This is a genomic window from Lysinibacillus sp. GW823-FHT06C08 (assembly GCF_058795135.1).
In genome coordinates, this window is the sequence record NZ_JBXAHN010000006.1 from 33,331 (window position 1) to 53,962 (window position 20,632).

19 protein-coding genes are annotated in these 20,632 nt (G+C 37.3%); 4 read left to right on the forward strand and 15 right to left on the reverse strand.

Going from position 1 to position 20,632, the window contains the following annotated elements:
* Positions 1-192 precede the first annotated feature (192 nt).
* From AC1Q6O_RS14630 to AC1Q6O_RS14680, 11 genes are all read right to left on the reverse strand, one after another.
* Positions 193-474 carry a GNAT family N-acetyltransferase gene (locus AC1Q6O_RS14630; protein WP_008177108.1) on the reverse strand — a complete coding sequence of 94 codons (282 nt, stop codon included), beginning with the start codon at positions 472-474 and terminating at the stop codon, positions 193-195.
* Between the two features lie 132 nt (positions 475-606).
* Positions 607-1,521 (reverse strand): DUF1002 domain-containing protein, encoded by a 915-nt coding sequence (locus AC1Q6O_RS14635; protein WP_043990252.1) that lies wholly within the window; start codon positions 1,519-1,521, stop codon positions 607-609.
* Between the two features lie 138 nt (positions 1,522-1,659).
* Positions 1,660-2,517 (reverse strand): CvfB family protein, encoded by an 858-nt coding sequence (locus AC1Q6O_RS14640; RefSeq protein ID WP_008177110.1) that lies wholly within the window; start codon positions 2,515-2,517, stop codon positions 1,660-1,662.
* A 29-nt stretch (positions 2,518-2,546) separates the two neighbouring features.
* Entirely contained in the window at positions 2,547-2,966 is a 420-nt protein-coding gene (gene mntR / locus AC1Q6O_RS14645; RefSeq protein WP_008177112.1) for a transcriptional regulator MntR, read from the reverse strand.
* 122 nt (positions 2,967-3,088) lie between these two features.
* Positions 3,089-3,391 (reverse strand): late competence development ComFB family protein, encoded by a 303-nt coding sequence (locus tag AC1Q6O_RS14650; protein ID WP_008177114.1) that lies wholly within the window; start codon positions 3,389-3,391, stop codon positions 3,089-3,091.
* 165 nt (positions 3,392-3,556) lie between these two features.
* Positions 3,557-5,680 carry a heavy metal translocating P-type ATPase gene (locus AC1Q6O_RS14655; RefSeq protein ID WP_008177115.1) on the reverse strand — a complete coding sequence of 708 codons (2,124 nt, stop codon included), beginning with the start codon at positions 5,678-5,680 and terminating at the stop codon, positions 3,557-3,559.
* Positions 5,661-6,032 (reverse strand): ArsR/SmtB family transcription factor, encoded by a 372-nt coding sequence (locus AC1Q6O_RS14660; protein ID WP_008177117.1) that lies wholly within the window; start codon positions 6,030-6,032, stop codon positions 5,661-5,663. The genes AC1Q6O_RS14655 and AC1Q6O_RS14660 overlap by 20 nt, the downstream gene beginning before the upstream one ends.
* A gap of 145 nt (positions 6,033-6,177) precedes the next feature.
* Complete coding sequence (locus tag AC1Q6O_RS14665; protein WP_239355147.1) at positions 6,178-8,547, reverse strand: penicillin acylase family protein; 2,370 nt, start codon at positions 8,545-8,547, stop codon at positions 6,178-6,180.
* A gap of 308 nt (positions 8,548-8,855) precedes the next feature.
* A complete protein-coding gene (locus AC1Q6O_RS14670; protein WP_008177119.1) occupies positions 8,856-9,611 on the reverse strand; it encodes an exodeoxyribonuclease III in 756 nt (251 codons plus the stop codon).
* 53 nt (positions 9,612-9,664) lie between these two features.
* The gene (gene murB / locus AC1Q6O_RS14675) at positions 9,665-10,579 is read right to left on the reverse strand and encodes a UDP-N-acetylmuramate dehydrogenase (RefSeq protein WP_008177120.1); all 915 of its coding nucleotides are present in this window, start codon (positions 10,577-10,579) and stop codon (positions 9,665-9,667) included.
* Between the two features lie 208 nt (positions 10,580-10,787).
* Positions 10,788-11,093, reverse strand: coding sequence for a winged helix-turn-helix transcriptional regulator (locus tag AC1Q6O_RS14680; RefSeq protein WP_004231981.1), 306 nt, complete (start codon positions 11,091-11,093; stop codon positions 10,788-10,790).
* A gap of 356 nt (positions 11,094-11,449) precedes the next feature.
* Here AC1Q6O_RS14680 and AC1Q6O_RS14685 point away from each other — a divergent pair, with 356 nt between their 5' ends.
* Entirely contained in the window at positions 11,450-11,974 is a 525-nt protein-coding gene (locus tag AC1Q6O_RS14685) for a YceI family protein (protein ID WP_008177127.1), read from the forward strand.
* Positions 11,975-12,009: 35 nt separating this feature from the next.
* Positions 12,010-12,363, forward strand: a complete 354-nt coding sequence (locus tag AC1Q6O_RS14690) for a DUF2500 domain-containing protein (RefSeq protein ID WP_096365766.1) — start codon at positions 12,010-12,012, stop codon at positions 12,361-12,363.
* A gap of 39 nt (positions 12,364-12,402) precedes the next feature.
* Here the strand turns inward: AC1Q6O_RS14690 and AC1Q6O_RS14695 are convergent, their stop codons facing one another.
* From AC1Q6O_RS14695 to AC1Q6O_RS14705, 3 genes are all read right to left on the reverse strand, one after another.
* On the reverse strand, positions 12,403-14,763 hold the full coding sequence (locus AC1Q6O_RS14695) for a bifunctional 2',3'-cyclic-nucleotide 2'-phosphodiesterase/3'-nucleotidase (protein WP_239355146.1): 2,361 nt from the start codon (positions 14,761-14,763) through the stop codon (positions 12,403-12,405).
* A gap of 304 nt (positions 14,764-15,067) precedes the next feature.
* On the reverse strand, positions 15,068-15,694 hold the full coding sequence (locus tag AC1Q6O_RS14700) for an FMN-dependent NADH-azoreductase (RefSeq protein ID WP_012295821.1): 627 nt from the start codon (positions 15,692-15,694) through the stop codon (positions 15,068-15,070).
* A 195-nt stretch (positions 15,695-15,889) separates the two neighbouring features.
* A complete protein-coding gene (locus AC1Q6O_RS14705) occupies positions 15,890-16,597 on the reverse strand; it encodes a DsbA family oxidoreductase (protein ID WP_089985777.1) in 708 nt (235 codons plus the stop codon).
* A 125-nt stretch (positions 16,598-16,722) separates the two neighbouring features.
* Here AC1Q6O_RS14705 and AC1Q6O_RS14710 point away from each other — a divergent pair, with 125 nt between their 5' ends.
* On the forward strand, positions 16,723-18,102 hold the full coding sequence (locus tag AC1Q6O_RS14710; protein ID WP_239355145.1) for an FAD-dependent oxidoreductase: 1,380 nt from the start codon (positions 16,723-16,725) through the stop codon (positions 18,100-18,102).
* A 376-nt stretch (positions 18,103-18,478) separates the two neighbouring features.
* Here the strand turns inward: AC1Q6O_RS14710 and AC1Q6O_RS14715 are convergent, their stop codons facing one another.
* Positions 18,479-19,405, reverse strand: a complete 927-nt coding sequence (locus AC1Q6O_RS14715; RefSeq protein WP_008177150.1) for a manganese-dependent inorganic pyrophosphatase — start codon at positions 19,403-19,405, stop codon at positions 18,479-18,481.
* Between the two features lie 396 nt (positions 19,406-19,801).
* On the opposite strand from AC1Q6O_RS14715, the gene AC1Q6O_RS14720 reads away from it, so the two are divergent.
* Positions 19,802-20,608 (forward strand): GNAT family N-acetyltransferase, encoded by an 807-nt coding sequence (locus AC1Q6O_RS14720; RefSeq protein WP_237068839.1) that lies wholly within the window; start codon positions 19,802-19,804, stop codon positions 20,606-20,608.
* Positions 20,609-20,632 lie beyond the last annotated feature (24 nt).

The window sequence follows — 20,632 nt, forward strand, 5'->3', positions numbered from 1 at the left end:
AATAGGAGCGTGATTATGATGAAGGATTTCGATTTAGCGTATGATTGGATAGACATGGCTTCATTAGTAGGTGGGGCAGGCCTTTTAACCGTACTAATTTATGGTGTGATACTTCTGTAAGGAGCTACTTGAATGAGTTATCTTAGCAATTAAAAGGCAATCCGCTTACCTTATAAGCAGATTGCCTTTATTTTATCGTTTTACATCATTATAAGCATCTGATTTGGCAAAGGCCGCAACTACATAGGAACAAACTGCTTCCATCTTATAGCCATGTTCACGCGCATACTGTGCTGCCTGATCAAGCAATTGTTTGGCCACCCCTTGACCTCGGAGCTTATCTGATACATATGTGTGATCCATTACCATTACTTGCCCGTTTTGCTGCCAAGTAATTTCTGCAAGTCTTTCCCCTGCTTGCTCATTCAAAAATGCAAATTTATTTCCTGCTAATTGCTGTAATTGAAATTCCATTTCTCACCACTCCTTTTATTCATAGTACCATAGCCTTTTGGATTTTCACAAAACTTGCGACTGTTCTAAACAAAAAGAATCTGTCCACTCATTCTAGTAGATGAGTATGACAGATTCTTTTATTATTCATTGTTAGTTAAACCAAGAAGATATAGTATCTTTTAAATTAGCAAAGAAGCTTTTCACACTCTCCCAAAATCCTTTATCTTCCATAAGAGAGCCGAACTTTTCTTGAATCGTATTACTAATATCGTTTAATTGTTCAGACCATTTACTGAAATCAATATCCAGCTTACTGATTTTATCCATTAAATCTACGAGCAATTGACGGTCCTTTTCACTTAAATTGATGTCAAGCTTGTTTAATTGCTCTTGAACGATCTTTTCAACTTCTTCACGTGTAGCTGGCTTTAATTCAGCAATTTGCTTTTTAATTTCTGTTAGTAATTCAGCTACCTTTGCATCATCCACACCGGCAGATTCAGCAATAGATGTTGCAACCGATAACTCCTCATTTGCTACATCTGTTCGTTCAATATCAAGCGTTTCACCTGTAGTAACCTCGTATGCCTTGTAAATACCAACTAACGCCGAATGCCCTGTTACCGCCTTAGGTGCAGCCACCTGTACTGTAGCATCTTCAATCCCCGCCGTTAACATTGCATTCGCGTACATTTCTGATGTCACCTGTGTAATATTTGTTGGTGTGACAATTTCTATTACTAGACCTTCCCCTACATCTCTTCGTGTAATTTTAGCAGAAGAATACATGCGGGAACTTGAATTACTATCTTTAATGTATTTAACTAGATCCTGACCTGATACCGTTATTTCTTCGATTTCAGGTTCTTCATTGACTTTTAATGATTTTTTTACTGACTCTTTTTCAGCTTCAGATAAATTTGCTCCATATACAACGATTGGAACGCCTAACTTTTCATCAATTGCTTTCGGAGGCGTATTATCAGATGCAAACCCTGTCGCTGGTGCCATCACACCAAATACCAACATAGTAGCTGTTAGTATTTTCATCCAAGTTTTTTTCAAATCGTGTGACCCCTTTCGATAAAACCTCATAATTAGCCTGTATAATGTATACCACTATACAGTTATTAGTACGTAAAAAAGCAGAGAAGGTTTCAAGGATGTCTCTTGTCGCTATTACTTAGTTTAATTAATCGTCCACTAGACTTCTTCAGTCCAGCCGTCCTGTTGCTTCACTTTACCAGCTTTCATCAATGTTCCTAAGGCACGTTTAAAGGCACCCTTACTCATATGAAACATTTCTTGAACTTCTTCAGGAGAGGATTTATCGCCAAATGGCATTTTGCCCCCAACATCCTGTAGATAGCTCAAAATTTGCTGCGCATCATCGGAAAGGCGCTCATGTTTTCTCGGTAAAAGAGAACCGTTCATGGAGCCATCTTCTTTTACATCAATAATTCGAACTACTACATCTTGTCCTAAGCGTGGCTCTGCATTACGCTCTGATTCATGCACAAAAATACGATATGGATGTTCTACACCTAATAAAAACGAGCCAACTGGTAACAAACGGTATGGGCGTGCCTGAATGTTTTTATTATGCAAATCTTCAAATGCACCTTCATATAACTCCAAAATCTTTTCTTCCGTTGCTAATCGTCCAAATAAATCACCGTTACGATCTGTGCGTAGTGTCATAAATAAATGATCACCTGGAACCGGCCATACTTCTTTTAATGGTGGTAAATCCTCTGCTTTAACTAACACTTCTCGAGAGGAACCAATATCTACATAAGCCCCTTCACGTTCTACTACTTTTAGCACTTTCGCCCAACCGTATTCTCCTTGTGTAAAAGCTGGGATTGCTGTTGTAGCAGCTAAATCCCCTCGTCGATCTACAAATAAAAATACTTCAAGGCGGTCACCTACTGTTAGCGGCTCTGTTACCTCTGAAGCATTTAAAGGTAGTTCTTCAACTCCATTTGTTAAAATCCATTTTGATGTTTGTTGCTCTAATACCGTTAATGTAACGACTTCACCTGATTTTAATGCGTCCATATTGTCTCCCTTTCCTCCACACTATCATTTTATAGATTGTGCTGTGTCTTTGATGCCTCTAATTTTTTCACGATGTCTGGATTCTCTTCCATTACTTGCACAAGATCCGCTATACGATCGATTGAATTCCAACTTAAATGATGCTCAATTCCTTCAACATCATTATATATACGCTCTTCATCCACACCAATCATTCGTAAAAACTGCTCGAGCAATTCATGGCGCTGCACAAGACGCTTTCCTAGCTTTTCACCTTTCGGCGTCAATGTCAGTCCACGGTATTTTTCATAAACTAAATAACCATCTTTATCTAATTTTTGAACCATTTTTGTAACAGAAGAAGGAAGAACAGATAATGCTTCAGCAATGTCAGACACTCGCGCATATCCTTTGTTAGCGATTAGTAAATAAATTTGTTCGATATGGTCCTCCATACTAGGTGTTGGCATATCCTTTTCCCTCTCTTTCCTTTTCTTACTCTCTAGTTTACTACAAGCTTGGCTTAAAAGTTAACTGAAAATACATATGCCAGAAAATCACGACCTGTACAACTTAAAAAGAGCCTCTTCATTTAAGAAGTAGGCTCCACTTTGTGTCGAGGATACTTATTTACCACATGTAACGCGTGAATAATCTCTTTGTTGATGCGCTCAATACTTTCAGGAGTATTCATTTCCTTAAATGCCTCGTCTCTAGCTTCCATAGATGTAACATACTTACTCGGCAATGCATTTAGTGTAAGTGCCACCGTGTCGAGTTCACAGATTTCGCATTTACAAAATGTTTGATATTCCGGTCCTCGTAGTAAAAAGCTTACTAAACCACGCACAATCTCTTCTGTAACATTTACTAAAATAGGATCTGACTTATTCAAACTTTCGCCTCATTTTATATTGAATGGTTACATTACTCCTGAAACTATAATAGCTTTTAAAAAGTACTTTTTCAAGAATCACTAGTAGCATCTATTCGCACAAAATTAGTAGTGTCAAAGTAAGATTAATCTCCTGCTTTTTCCTATCAAATCACATCTTACCTACTATTTTTTTGCTTTTATTAGTCTTAATGAATTAAAAACAACTAATAGGGTTGCGCCCATATCTGCAAAAATTGCTATCCATAACGTTAGCCATCCTGGGATAACTAGCAGCAACGCAATTAATTTTAAGGCTAGGGCAAAAATAATATTTTCCTTAATAATGCGTAGTGTTTTTCTGCTTAATCCAATTGTGTATGGGAGCTTTGTTAAATCGTCACCCATTAAGGCAATATCGGCTGTCTCGAGAGCTGCATCTGTGCCTGCTCCCCCCATTGCAATTCCCACATTTGCAGTGGCCAATGCTGGCGCATCATTTACGCCATCCCCAACCATTGCTACGGCTCCAAACTGTGCACGTAAATCTTTAATCGCCATTAATTTTTCCTCTGGTAATAAACCAGCACGCACATCTGTTACCTGTAATGATGTAGCAATGGCCTTAGCAGTAGGCTCTGCATCACCTGTTAACATCACCATATGTTTTACTTTTAGGGCATTAAGTTTTTGTAAGACATCCTTACTTTCATGACGCAATTGATCAGCAATCCCAATTAATCCAATGAGTTGGCTTTTCGAAACCGCTGCTACTACTGTCTTACCCTGTTCCTGTAGCTTTTTAACCTGATTTTCTATATTTTTATCGATAAAGGCTAATGTGGACACCCATTTCATGCTACCTACGTAAATAATCTGCTGATCAACTGTTGCAAAGGCTCCTTTGCCTGTGACTGATTGGAATTCTGTAGGCACTAGCTCAGGTAAATTTTTATCATGTAATCTATTTAATATAGCTTTTGCCAAAGGGTGCTGGGACTGTTTTTCTACTGCTGCCACTAGCTGTAATACATATTCCTCTGACCAACCATCCATTGTCACTATATCCGTAACAGCTGGCTGTCCTTCGGTTAATGTACCTGTTTTATCAAAGGCTACCGCTTCAATATGTCCTAATTGTTCTAAATGAATTCCGCCTTTAATAAGGACACCTTGTCTTGCAGCATTCCCAATCGCAGTAACAATAGCCACCGGTGTAGAAACAACGAGTGCACAAGGACATCCTACTACTAACACTGCTAAGCCTTGGTAAATCCAGTGCTGCCAATCTCCTATAAATAAAGGTGGAATAACAGCTACTAAAAAAGCAACAATGATAATAGCTGGTGTGTAATACTTCGCAAAGCGATCTACAAATTGCTGAGAAGGTGCTTTCTCTGCCTGCGCCTCTTCTACAAGATGAATGATCTTAGCAATTGTTGTGTCTTCTACTCGCTTTGTCACGCGAACCTCAAGCGCACCCTCTTCATTTAATGTACCTGCGAATACTTCATCATTCACTGTTTTATTCACTGGAATGGACTCACCTGTTATAGCTGCTTGATTCACTGCAGATAGCCCGCTAATGACAATGCCATCCATCGCAATCTTTTGCCCAGGCTTTACAAGTAAAATATCCCCTATCTCGATATCTTCTGTCGGCAGTTCAAGCTCATGAAAATGCTCGCCATGCGCTCTTTTAATGATAGCTGTCGGTGGAGCGATATCCATTAACCCTCGAATCGATTGTCTTGCCTTATCCATAGAGTAAGCTTCAAGTGCTTCACTTACGGCAAATAAAAAGACTACAACTGCCGCTTCTTCCCATTCCCCAATAATAGCAGCTCCAATAATAGCGATTGTCATAAGGGTCTTCATATCAAATTCAAAGCGAGCTAAATTACGGAATCCCGTTTTAAAAATACCAATTCCCCCTACAAGAATAGCTATGATGAACATGGCTATTGGAATCGGGTTTGTTTCTCCCTGCATAGAAACAAATAAATAGCCTAGAATGACAAAGAACAAAGATATCCCTGCCAAAATATTCTCTTTTTTGCGGTAAAAAGGTGTAGATTTTTCAACTGTTCTCACTGCTGATTGCGACACCTTGATCCCATCAAAGGCACCTGCTTCTTCAATTTGATTCACACTAATGTTGCCGACTACCGTTATTTTAGAAGCACCAAAGTTGACTTGTGCATCCTCCACCTCAGGAATAGCCTTTACATTTTTCTCAAACTTCGCTGCACAGCTAGCACAGGAAAGATTTTGCAATCTGTATTCTTGTTTAGTTGGCGTCGCTACCATTCGCAATCCCTTCTTTCGCATGTTCATAGGCAATTGTTACAATTTGAAATACATGCTCATCCGCTAAAGAGTAATACATTTGCTTCCCTTTGCGGTGTGACTTTGCTAAATTATTATCTTTTAAGTAACGTAAATGATGTGATGCTGTTGCGACTGACGAGCCAATAATCGATGCTACATCACAAACACATAATTCATCCTCTACCGTTAAAGCAAAGGCGATTTTAAGCCTTGTTTCATCAGATAATGCTTTTAAAAACTTTGCTACCCCTGATAGATCAGGCATTTGTTGTTGTACCTTAGTGACTGCTTCTTCATGTACTTGCGTCACCTCACAAATTTCTTTTGGCATTGTTCCTCACCTCATTCAAATATTCGTTTGATTGTATTCAATGTAACATATTATTCCATCTTATTCAAATGAATATTTGAATGTTGTGATTTATATCCTAGTAAAAAAAATTAACGTACTTTAAAAAGTACGCTAATCATTTTTGTTACTTCGCTTTTAATTTTAATGTTTTACCTTTAATATCTTCCTGTTTTACAAAAGTTCGATGATAATCACCATCTGCCCAATCGAGTACTTGATCTTGGTACCAATCAGACTTTACATGACCACTTTGACCAGGTCCAACAATATGATAGCCAGAAGTTAAATCACCCACATCCACAACAAAACGCCAAGAAGCACCATGATCCACATTACCAGAAAGATCATTATCAGCAGCCTGTACCGTCACTTTGGATCCTCCAATTGGAACCTTTTTAGCATTAAAATAGGCAGCTAAAATTGGAGAGGCACTACCTAACGTATGATCAAAAGTGAGCTGGTGGAAATCTCCCCATTGCCACTTGGATGCATTTTTACCAAATTGATCTTCTAATTGTGCAATGGTAAGCTCTAGTGCCTTGTAAACTGTTGCATCAACTCCACCTTGCTCCTCGATCCAAATACTCTTGCCCCCTGCATAGGCTGTGCGTAAAAGCTGGTCTGTAATATTAAATTTACCATGCATGATGTCATACATATCTGCAGGCATTTGATCTTTAAACAATACTTCCTGTAATTTGGTCATAAGCGTATGGAATACGAGTGGTGCACCTGATTCCTTAGCATCCACCATATCCCAATTCTCCAGCATGGCAATAATCTCTGTGTACGTACCAGCCTGATCTTGCGCTTTCATAGATGTTAATAAACTAGGAAGAAATTCCCTAGCATAGAGATTATGTTGATCCATTTGCAAGTTCATCATATCTTCTACCGTTATCGAATCATTCGCCTCAAGTACTTCTTTAATTCGTTCAAAACGGTAAGGCTGAGCCCAGAAATCTGTAATGTGATAAGGATATTCCTCTCCTACGACTTGATTATTGGCGGTAGCAATAAAGCCTTGCTCTGGATTCACTACTGTTGGCAGCTCATCCCATGGAATAAAACCATCCCAACCATAATCACTAGAATCACCTGGAACTGGCAATTGACCATCACCTTGCTTACGAATAGGAATTTGACCATTTGCTTTATAAGCAATTGTGCCATCCTTTGAGGCAAAAACGAAGTTCTGCGCAGGTGCCTTAAAGTCTTCTAAAGCTTTTTCAAAGTCATCCCAAGATTCCGCCTTATTAAAACCAATTACTGCACGTAATTCTGCAGTTGATTGAAGCGCTGTCCACTGCATTGAAAATTGTGCAGTTGGCTTGGTATCTTTGAATGCTAGATCCGTCATAATCGGACCATGGCGTGTCACCACCACTTCAAAATCTACAGTTTCTCCGTCCTTCACCTTAATAGATTCATCACGTACCTCGGCTTGCTCCCATTTTCCATCGTAGCGGTATTGTGTTGGATTATCTGGATTAGGTATTTCAATATATAAATCCTGCACATCCGGGCCAACATTCGTCACACCCCATGCTATATCATCATTATGACCTAAAATAATACCTGGAATTCCTGCAAAAATAACACCACTAACATTTTGTTGTGGAGATTGCAGATGCATCTGATACCAAATTGATGGAGTACTCAATCCTAGGTGAGGATCGTCCGCCAAAATAGGTGTACCTGATTTAGTTTTATCACCAGAAACAACCCAGTTATTACTGCCGTTAAATTCATTAGGCAGTAGATCTGCATTAAATTGTCCTGCTACCGCTACAGGGTTTTTAATATTTGCCTCAATAATAGATGAAGCATTTTCAGGATATTTAATAAATAATTCTTTGGCCTTTTCTTCATCAAAATTTTGTAAAGCCCAATGACGGAAGGCAAGTGTATTCCAATTCCCTCCCAAATCATATGCCATATACTTCCCAATCGTTAAAGAATCCACAACTGTCCATTCCTCTGGCTCGTAGCCCAATAATGAAAATTCATAGCTTAAAGTTTTATTTTCCTTAGCTTGTGCAATAAATGCATTTACCCCTTCTGCATACCACTCTAGTACTTGCTTGCTTTCCTCATCATAGGCTGCGAGTGATTTCTCAGCGGCATCGCGTAAGCTAAAAGTACGAAAGTGTTTGTCCGTATTTATTGTTGCTTCCCCAATAATTTCTGATAATCGACCACTCGCCTGTCTTCGTGCTAAATCCATTTGAAATAATCGATCTTGTGCCTGAACATAACCTTGCGCACGATATAAATCAGCATCTGTCTTTGCAAAAATATGAGGAACCCCTTTGTCGTCCCTTGTAACCGACACATCCTGCTCTAAAATATTGACAGCTAATTCGCCATCAATTATCGGCTTAGATTTATTCATAAACCATGTTAATCCGATAAAAGCTACGATAGCTAAAGTCGCTACGATCCCAGCAAGGACGATAAGCCACTTTCTCCATTTGAACTTTCTCTTTTCCATCTCATTACCCCCTCTGTGCACTATATTCCTTCCTACCTCTTAAAATCCTTAAAACAAGGTTTAAAAGATTGTCGATAGCGAATATTTGTGCGTTATGTAAGTAAATCCATCTTTAAATACAAAATTTCGTCACCATTCGCTATTAGACTAGTATAAACAATTGGCTATATGAAGGCTACAGAGCATTGTTAAAAAATGTATTTATAGATAAATGGCTTTCCTTTCATTAGTCTCCTTTTTTATTCATTCTATGTATTATTGCAAAGACAAAAAAATCGTATTTCCAATAGAAAATACGATTTTTAATGCTAGACATGTAGTTGTAATTCAATAGGGCAATGATCGCTGCCCATAATGTGTGGGTGAATAGTCGCTTGATCAATCTGATTTTTTAATTGCTCCGACACAATAAAGTAGTCGATGCGCCAACCAATATTTCGTTCACGTACTTTATTCATATAGGACCACCATGTAAAATGGTCAGTTTCATTAGGATGCTTGTATCTGAAAGAATCTACAAAACCACTGGCTAAAAGCTCCGAAAATTTAGCACGCTCCTCATATGTAAATCCGGAATTTCCCACATTCGATTTAGCATTTTTCAAATCTATTTCAGTGTGTGCAACATTTAAGTCACCACAATAGACAACAGGCTTTTTACTATTCAAGTCTTGTAAATAGCCGGCTAAACGATCTTCCCAAGTTAGTCGAAGTGGTAATCTCGCTAAATCTCGCTGTGCATTGGGGGTATAGACATTTACTAAATAGAAATTTTGATATTCTAAAGTAATGATTCTACCTTCATCCTGAGAATCTTCATCGCCAACTCCATACATAACGGATAATGGTGTATGCTTTGTAAATATAGCCGTCCCCGAGTAGCCTTTCTTTTGGGCATAGTTCCAATATTGCTCATAATCATCTAGTGCAAGCTCTACTTGTCCAGCCTGACATTTGGTTTCTTGGATACAAAAAAAATCTGCCTCTATTTGATGAAAGAAATCTAGAAAGCCTTTCCCCAGGCAAGCCCTAATTCCATTAACATTCCATGATATAAATTTCATCTCATACTCACTCCTTAAAAAAACGCCCTTCGACTCAAGTGAAGAGCGTCACATTATAGATCATCACCAACAATTTTAACTTCTGTTTCTAATTCAATACCGAATTTTTCTTTCACAATCCGCTGTACCATTTGAATAGTTGCAATATAATCAGAAGCAGTAGCATTTCCTTTATTGACAATAAAACCTGCGTGCTTCGTAGAGACCTCTGCACCGCCTACTCCTTTGCCTTGCAAGCCACTATCTTGAATAAGCTTACCTGCAAAATGACCTGGTGGGCGTTTAAAAACACTTCCCGCAGATGGATATTCTAATGGTTGCTTAGATTCTCGCTGAAATGTTAAGTCAGCAATCTTCGCATCAATTTCCCCCTGTTCGCCAGGAGCTAATTGGAACTCAGAGGATAACACGTAATAGCCTTTCTTCGCAATAACGCTTTTACGATAACCAAGTTCAAGCTCATCCTTTGACAAGGTTAAAATTTCTCCCTCTTTTGTTAACACCTTAGATGAAATAATTATATCTTTAATCTCACCGCCATAAGCACCTGCGTTCATAGCCATTGCACCACCAATTGATCCAGGGATACCACAGGCAAACTCGAAGCCTGTTAAAGATGCTTTAGCAGATAGCTTCGACACATCTTTAATTAGCGCACCACTTTGAGCATAAACATGTTCACCATTAATACGAATCTCATCTAAATTTGAAAATGTTACAACGATTCCTCTATGACCACCATCACGAACAACCATATTAGATCCGTTACCTAACATTAATAAAGGAATATTATTTATATATGCATAGCGTATTACAAATGCTGCTTCTTCTTCTGTATCAGGAAGAACAAAAACATCTGCTTTGCCACCTAATTTTGTCATTGTATATTGTTGTAATGATTCATCTAACTTAATATTGGCAGGATTAATGCTCTTCGCTAAATCCTTTGCCCATTGTTGTTTTGTCATGAGAGCTAATTCCTTTCTAACGTCCTTCTTACTCTACACCAGTATGGATTTAGAACCCCAATTTGACAAGTAAAATGAAGGGTATTTTTATCTCACATAAAAAGACAGGTAAGTCCTGTGCAGAGATGATGAATATTATAAAGAAAATTGACAGTCATTCCAAGTGTCGTTTTTGGCACAATACTACCTAAAGAACAAGCCATTCACTTTAAAGCCAGCTACTTGCCCATGTTTCAATATTACGGATAGCGCCTTCTAGTGCTTGCCCTTTATCCGTTAATGAATATTCAACTCGTACTGGGACTTCAGAATACACTTTACGTTCAACAAGTCCTTCTTTTTCCAGTTCCTTCAAACGTTCTGATAATAAACGGCCACTAACAGGTAATGCAGACTCTATTTCATTAAAACGCTGTGGTCCATCTAATAATTGATATAATATTAAACCCGTCCATCGTTTTCCGATTAAATCCATTGCTTTAGCTAAACGAGGACATAAAGTTGTCTCATTCATATTTCTTCACCTCTATGTAACTATTGTAACGATTATTGCAGGAAATGTAAATTTAGAGTAACTTATTTACATAACATAATTAATATACTTTTATATACTTAATTACAAAAAGTAACTTTAATATTCAGTCTTTTTCAATTACGGTGGAACCTTCCATCATTAAACCGTCCGTCCTCCTAATAATACAATGCCCTAGATATCAGTAATATGACTAACTATTTATTTTAAGTCTTGTAAATGTTCACAGTTTACACTTTTATTGGTGATTATCCATTCCTATTTATGAAAAACCCATTGAATATGGTATTTGTTTCCTTTATCATTCGTTGTAGAATGCTGTTTTAGGGGGTTTTTAAATGAAAAAATACACTATTGATATCAGTCATTCCACACTTAGTTTTTCTGTACGACATATGATGATATCTAAAATTCACGGTACTTTCGAATCGTACAACGCTGAAATTGCTGCAGCCAATATTGAGCATATGCAAGATGCAAGTATCTCTATTACCATTGACGTGGCTAGTGTCTCCACAAAAAATCATGACCGTGATGTACACCTTGTGTCTCCAGATTTTTTTGATGCAGACGTCTATCCAAAAATAGTTTTCACCTCTACATATATTGATAAACAAAATGATAAAACTTTTTTGATACATGGGGATTTAACGATTAAAAACATAACAAAGCCTATCGTATTTACAACAGTATATACAGGAAACGGTGTTAATCCTTGGGCACAAGTATATGGCTTTCAGGCAAAGACACAAATTGATCGCCGCGATTTTAATTTAGTCTACAATACAATTCTAGAAACAGGTGGCGTATTAATCAGTGATGAGATTGACATTGTGGTAGATGTCGAATTAAGCCCCCTTTAGTTATTGATTTACTTTAAGGAAAGAGGGAACTTTACATGCTATGGTTTGATAACGAAATTACATTTGTATCGAGCTTTATTACAATCGTCTTTTTTATTGTTTTTGGTAGCATCGCCTTCAGCCTTATTAAAGCTATTGTCACTTGGTCTATTAATAACCAATCACAAACCTTAACTGTACCCGCTAAGGTTGTGTCAAAACGTACAAATATTCGGGGAGGCTCTACTAATTCTGCGGCATATACTTCCTATTTCATAACGTTTGAAGAACGACATGGGGAGCGTCAGGAATTTAAAGTGAATGGTCGTAATTATGGACAGCTAGTGGAGGGTGACATTGGTCTTTTAACGTATCAGGGTACACGCTTTCATACTTTCGAAAGACAATAAAGGGAGAGTAGCGATTAACTCGTACTCTCCCTTTTAGTTTTATTTAATTAAATACTTGGAAAATCCTGCCTCTGTATCTTCTAAATATTCAATGTTGCTATCTGCTGAGATAAATTTTTGTGCATCTTTCGCAGATAGATAAACAACTTTCGTCTTGGCTGGGAATGGTACAAATGACCAGTTTTTATCCGCAGCAGGGTTAATTGTTTTATTTGCCATAATATAATCAACTACAGCTTGACGATTTTCATAGGCATAGTTAGTTATATTCGAGCCGTCCGTATTTTTAAATGTCGCTCCATAAGAACCACCAACACGATAATTATTTGTAATGATAATGAATTCTTGTTTTAAATCAATTGGTTTACCATTATATTGTACATTTTTAATACGGTTCGCCTTTTCATCAACAAGATTACCACGTCGGTCATATTTAGATGGAGATGTCACATCAATTTGATAGGTTAAGCCATCTAACACGTCAAAATTATAAGAGCGTGCTTCTGAATCAATAATATTTTGCTCTTCTGTCTTATTCGGATCTATTGTTGCAAAAATACCTGCAGCCATCTCTAACCACTCGACGGCTTGTGCACCTGTAACTTTAATTGTGGCTACAGTATTATCGTAATGATAAATGTCTGCCATATTTTTAATGGCAAGTGGACCAACTGGAATGTTTGTATAATCTAATGGATTATTTCGTGAACCGGCTTTAAAAGGTGCCCCAGCAGAAAGAATCGGCGTTTTTTCATCAGCCGTTCCCTTTAATTCCTGTTCAATAAACCATTTTTGTGCTTGTGTGACGATTTGAATAGAAGGATCATCTTGCACCATTGAGAAATAACTATGGATTGGCGCAGTTGTTTCACCAACAGGCTGGCGAATATAAGTTAAAGTGCCTTCATGTGCTTGTTTCACAGCTTTTAATACCGTAGTGGATGGTTGTAAACCTTCTTGCTTGATTGATTGTAATGACCCACTACCATCTACTACAACCCACTCTGATCCTTGTTGTTCTAGTTTTAGATCAATGATACCAAGATGGCTACCATAGCTACCTGCCATAACTGTTGGAACACCGTGAATCGTTCCCTTTTCTTGATCTACATCTTTCAAATCTTTGTAGTCACCTGGGAATGTTAAATGCGAGTGCCCTGTAATCAAAGCATCAATTCCGTCAATTCCTGCTAGTTGATAGCCAACATTTTCAGCACCTTCCACGTAAGTGTCCTCACCAATACCTGAATGTGAAAGAACAACAATTACGTCTGCTCCAGCCTTCTGCATTTCAGGAACTACTTCTTTTACTGCTTCAACAGGTTCTTGCATGTCAACTTTACCAGCTAAATGAATGGCATCCCATTCAACAATTTTTGTTGGTACAATCCCTGTCACACCAACTTTCAGTGTATGTTTCTTACCTGTGCTATCCACTACTTCTTTATCAAGAATAACATAAGGTGTAAACATACGCTTTTTTGTTTTAGCATCGTAAGTATTAGCATTTACGACTGGATATTTGGCATCATTTAAAACTTCATTTAAGAAATCAAGACCATAGTTGAATTCATGGTTTCCTAAAGTTCCACCATCATATTTTAAAGCGTTAAGTGCCGCAATAGCCGGATGTACTTCCCCTGGCTTTAATACACTTTCTAATGCTTTATAAGAGCCAAGTGGCGTACCTTGAATTAAATCCCCATTATCAAATAGTAATGTGTTGGGATTTTTAGCACGAGCTTGTTCAATTAATGTAGCTGTATTAGCTAAACCAACCTCAGATGATGGAGCATCTAAATAGTAATTATAATTTGCTAAATTTGTATGAATATCTGTAGTTCCTAAAATTTGAAGATCTACTGACACTCCATTAGATGGTGCCTTGTATTCTGCTACAAAGCGCTCTACAATACTTTCCATTTGCTCATGTGTTACATATTCAAGAGGACGGATCGTATTATCCTCATACGCTTGAAGAATATCTGCTGCAACAGCATTAGCTAAATCTTGTTTATAAGCTTTAGCAATTTGATCAGCATCCTTAAATTGGTCTAAGACCGCAAGGGAAGCGTTTTCACTAACAAGTCCACGAGCAGATATAACAAATGCTTGTTGACGTGTTAATTTATCGTTTGGACCAAATGTAGTTGCTGTTTTTCCTTTTATAAGTTTTAACTGTACAGCCTTTTCTACATATGGTGCTAAATCCTTGGAGACATCCGTAAAAGTAAGGGAAGAACCATCACCTATTTTGACATCTAAGCTTTCTACTAATTCTTTTACATAATCAGCGCGTGTAACTTCATTGGAAGCAGCATTAGCAGTGAATCCAAATGGTATCAACGCGAATAAAACTAGTAGCATGGCTAAAAATTTAGTTATTAATTTCTTGTTCATACAACAACCTCCTTATTCATCTAGTATTTTCCTACAGATACTATTATATTAAACTAACTCTATTTTTTACTGAATAATTAGTCCTAATTATATGTATTTTTAAAAGAATGGGTTATTACTTTCCTATAAAATCACATTTTTCTATCATTTTTATTTTTATACCACCAATAGAATGTTAGGAAATGTAAATTCCGAATAAATAGTTAATACCAATATATCCGACTTCTATACCACACCATACCTCTGTTCGCAAAATAAAAAAAGACCTCTCAAATTTGAGAGGACTTTTATTAAAAAATATTTTTTACGCGTTTACTGCTTGAAGTGATTGAGCTACTTTTTTCACTTCTTCTAGGCCATTTGCAATAATTTCTTGTGCTTTATCAGGTGATGCATTGTGACCTTCAATAATTACTTCTTCGATAATTTCCATACCGAACACGCCGCCTGCTACATTTTTAATGTAGTTTACTGACATTTCCATCGGCTGTGTTTCTGGTAGTGAGTAGTAGCCACCACGAGCATTTAAAATAATCGCTTTTTTATCCGTCATTAAGCTAACCATTTGGCCATCTTCACCATATTTGAATGTGAAGCCTGCTTGGTACACATAGTCAATAAATGTTTGTAAAGGTGCTGGAATAGTTAAGTTCCAAAGTGGGAAAGCAAATACTACTAAATCAGCTGCTGTTAATGCATCCATCGCTTTTTGTTTAGCAGCTAAAAGACGTGATTCGATGTCTGTTAACTCCCCACCATTTTGTACTTTACCAAATGCATTGAAAAGATCTTGCCCAAAGTATGGCATATCTTCTGCAAATACGTCAAAAGTTGTAACGTTTACACCTTGTACGTTTTCCATAAAAGTATCGTACATTTTTGTTGAAATACCATCTGGACGGTTGTTTGCTTTTACTACTAAAACGTTCATTATATAAAATCTCCCTTATATCTCATAGTCTATTATCTCGAATTCAAGATATAAACTTATCTTAAAAAAATTCTTCTAAAAAGTCAACGATACTTTCCTCAGACTTTTGACTGAAATATTAGATAAAATTTTCACTAAAACGAATAAAAGAGGCTTGTTATGTCAAGCCCCTCCGTAGTTAGAGTAATTTTAGCACTATAATTTACAGTTATCATCTGTACAAACACCAGCGTCACCCGTGCCAGCCATTTTTAGACCAGGTTGTAAGCCCTCTTCCTCAGCCACTTTACGTAGTGTATCTTCGAATACTTCTTGTGGCTGGGCACCAGAAATACCATATTTACGGTTTAAGACAAAGAATGGGACCCCACGAACTCCAAGCTGCAATCCTTCTTGAATATCTGCTTCTACCTCATTTTTAAATTCATCCACAGCAAGAACTTTTGCCACTTCCTCGCGTTGCAATCCTACTTGTTCGGCTATATCTAATAATACATCCTCTTGTCCAATACGTTTTCCTTCAATAAAATGACTGTGCAGTAGAGCTTCAACTAATGCTGTAACATCTCCCTGCTGCTCAGCCCATTTAACAAGTCGATGTGCCTTTAACGTATTCTCTTCCATTAGATTGCTAAAGTCATAGTTTAAGCCCACTTCTTTCGCACGCTCTGTAACACCTAATGTCATTTCTTTGGCTTTTTCTAAAGTCATACCATATTTCTTCGCTAACGATTCATAAACAGTAATGTTCGAATCTACTGGGGTATTAGGATCAAGTTGATAGCTTTTATAAACAAGCTCCACTTGCCCACCAAAGCCAGTATCTTCAATCGCTTGCTCTAATTGTTTTTTACCAATATAACAAAATGGACATACGTAGTCAGACCATATTTCAATTTTCATTACTCACACTCTCCTTTTGCTACATTGTAGCGATAGATTAAATCGCAAGGCAATTTTTATGCTTCATCGCATAAATTCTCCAGTACATCTACATACTGAACATAAAAACATTGTGAGGTTTATCTATGACTCAATCTCTTTGGCTCGCTACTTCCGAATCAGTCTCACTATCTTCACTTTCTTCATCTACAACTTGTGATGTATGTATAGTCGGAGGAGGCTTAACTGGTCTTTATACAGCCTATGTCTTGGCAAAAGCAGGTGTTGATGTACTTTTACTTGAGGCGAATGCCCATTTTGGTCACGGTACTACAGGCCATTCCACGGGTAAACTAACTGCCCAGCATAGTATCGTTTATGCTAACCTTTTAGAAAAACTATCCGTTGATGAGGCACAGCTCTATTACCAACTCAATCAACAAGCCATTGAAAAGGTAACACAATTATTCCCAAAAGGCAGTGTAAAGCAAGTAGATTCACTATTGTATGCTCAAACAAAAGATGGGTATGCGCAATTGTTAAAAGAATGGAATGCTTATAAGGTGTTAAATATCCAATCAAAAATCACCACAGAAACAGAGCTTCCCTTCCCCATTACAAAGGCTTTATGCATGTCCCAGCAAGCTCAAATAAATCCTGTAGAGGTAAGTAATTTTCTTGCTAAAGAAGCACAAGCGATGGGTGCCAAGCTTTATACAAATACCCGAGTTCAGCAATTAAACATAGCTCAAAATAACTTACATACCGAAAAGAATATATCGGTTCAATATAAAAAACTTATTTTGTGCTCACATTATCCAATTGAAGCTTTCAAGGGGCTAAAGTTATTTAAACTGTCAAATAGTCGTTCTTACATGGTGGCTAGTAAAATTGCTGAAACGATGCAGGGGCAATATCTATCCGTTGATTTCCCTTCTCGTTCCATTCGTACAGCTACAATTAACAACGAGCATTATTTAGTACTTGGTGGAGCGAATCACATCGCTGGGGAAACAGTCAATACAGAGCCGTACTATGATGCCATTGCAAATGAAATGAAAGAACATTTTGAGCAAGAGCCCATTTATCGATGGTCTGCTCAGGATATCGAAACTCCTGACATCGTTCCTTACGTAGGAAGAATTACAAACTCATTGCCAAACGTATTCATTGCTACTGGCTATAGAAAGTGGGGCATTTCTAATTCCTTTGTTGCTGGTGACATTTTATCCAGCCTAATCACGGGATCAAGAAGTGAGGATGGTGCCATCGCACTCTATTCACCATCACGTACAAAATTCGGTGCCCAGTTTATGCAAATGCTTAAAGTTGGCGGCTTTGTCGCAAAAGAATTTATTACTGGGTATATGAGAAATGCCAGTGCTCCAACATGTACTCACTTGGGCTGTAAGACGAAATGGAATGAGGCTGATGAAACATGGGATTGTCCTTGCCATGGCTCCCGCTTCAATGCTCAAGGAGAAGTACTGGAAGGACCAGCAGTACAACCTTTGAAATTAGATTAAAAAAGAGGCTGTAGACAAACTCTCCATAAATTATGAGTTTGCTACAGTCTTTTTTACGATGAAATAAAGTAAAGCCGTTGATGTCCACTATGGGCGCACTTCGTTCCTATCAATTTTCTATATAAGAGACTCCCTTTTCATATGTTGAAAAAAGTAAAAAATCTATGCAAAGCGCAAAGAAAAAGCATGGTGTATGATGGACAACCTGTAGAGGTCATAAAAAAACTGACCATACAGTCGATGCTTACTTGAGCATGTTAGATTCGACAGTAATTACCCAATATGATACATGCAAGAAACATGACAAAAGCCATCGAAAGTGTGAACTTTTCGATGGCTATTATCTACAGCCTAAGTAGCTGTCTTCTTGTGTAAATTACTTTAGCGCTTCTGTTAATACTGGCACAATTTGCTTTTTACGAGAAACAACGCCTGGTAACACAACACGGTTGTTGATAAGCTCAGCACCGAATCCTTTTGCTGCAGCTTGTGCGACTTGTCCAATTGCTACAGCTGTAGAATCGTTATTTAGGATATCTGTCACAACGAAGAAGAATAAATCTAAACCATTCTCAGCAACATTTTTATTTAATAAAATCTCTAATTCCTCTTGTCGATTAAGCACATCATCAATATCCACAGCATTCACCTGTGCAACTACAGATTTGTACTCACCGAATTGGAACTCCTTAGCATCTAATGATAGTAGATCTTCTAAAGATTTATCAGATAGGTCTGCACCGGCTTTTAGCATAGCTAAACCATATTCTGCAACATCCACATTAGCAATTTTCGCTAGTTCTTCGCCAGCTTTTACATCTTGCTCTGTGCAAGTTGGTGATTTGAATAATAATGTATCTGAAACGATTGCTGATAGCATTAAACCAGCAATGTTCGCTGGAATATCTAAACCGTTTTCGTTAAAAATTTTCTTTAGAATTGTAGCCGTACAGCCTACTGGTTCTGCACGATAATATAGCGGATCAGCTGTTTGGAAGTTAGCGATGCGGTGGTGATCAATTACCTCGGCAATTTGCACTTCCTCAATACCATCAGCCGATTGCTGGAATTCATTGTGGTCTACTAGAATAACTTTGTCCGCTTCTCCAACTACAGATGAGATTAAACGTGGCGCTTCAAAGCCAAATTTATCTAAAGCAAACCGGGTTTCATTATTAACATCTCCAAGACGTACAGCCTCGGCTTCTTCTCCAATTTGTTGTTTTAAATAAGCATATACAATTGCAGACGTGATCGTGTCTGTATCTGGGTTTTTATGTCCAAAAACTAATACTTTACTCATTGAATTTATTCCTCCTAAAATGACCTTACATTTATCTTTTATTTTATCATATCTTATGGACTAACAAATGATAAATTGAAACATTAAGTAAACTATGCTCATTCATTTAATATACAATAATAATTCCCCACTCCCAATAACCAACTATACAAATATGAATAAAGTATAATGGACCTTCAAACTGTCACATACATATATTTTGTGCACCCATCCCCTTTGTTTGCATTATCTTTTTTTACCATCCTATTTTTAACATTCAATAGCAAAAGCGCATATTTTTCTAGTATTAATTATTTTACATAGATATTTAGTTGGATTTTCATATTTATGTAAGCGTAATTTTATGCTATTATCAGATAGTCTATATTTTTGGATATTCAGGAAATGGGGATTACGATGACAAAGAAGATGGAAAAAAAGTACATTCCTTTAGCAAATTATTTTGAAGTAGCTTTACAACAAGAAATCACTTTATCCTTTAGTGAATTAGAAAACATTATGGGACAAGCCTTACCGAATGCCGCCTACTTAAATAAGAGCTGGTGGAAAAAAACAAAGCCCCCTCTATCACACTATTTGTCATGGACAAATGCAGGCTATCATGTCATTGATGTTAGACTAGGTACTAGTATAACTTTCTCATGCACGCAAACTAAGGCAACTGTAAACAATCTTTCTAAAAATGAAGAAGAGAACCCATCTGCATACATAATTCGAGGGATTGAAGCATCGGATGCTAGATCGTTTATTCTTTTACAGGAAGAAATTTTTCAACAAACCGACTTCATGTATAATGTTCAAAATGAAGTAGATCTAACTGTCCAACAACTTCGTAAAAATTTAACCTATTGGAAACAACTAAAAAATCGCACTATATTACTTTGCGTATTAAATGGTATTTTTGCAGGCTATGCAGTTGTACATGGGTATAAACAAACGAAAGCTAAACATGTTGCCTCTGTTCGCTTAGCTGTGAAGGAAGAGTACCAACAAAAAGGCATTGGCTCTGCGCTAATGAAGGCTGTGGAAGGTTGGTCAAAACAGCGTGATATATCCAGATTAGAATTATCAGTTATGGAACATAATAATGTTGCTTTACATCTTTTTACGAAAATAGGATTTAAACAAGAAGGCATTCGACAAAATGCTATTAAATTAAATGATACTTTCATTAACGAGTATAACTTAAGTAAAATTTTATAAATCACTTTGCCTAGATGTCTAAAG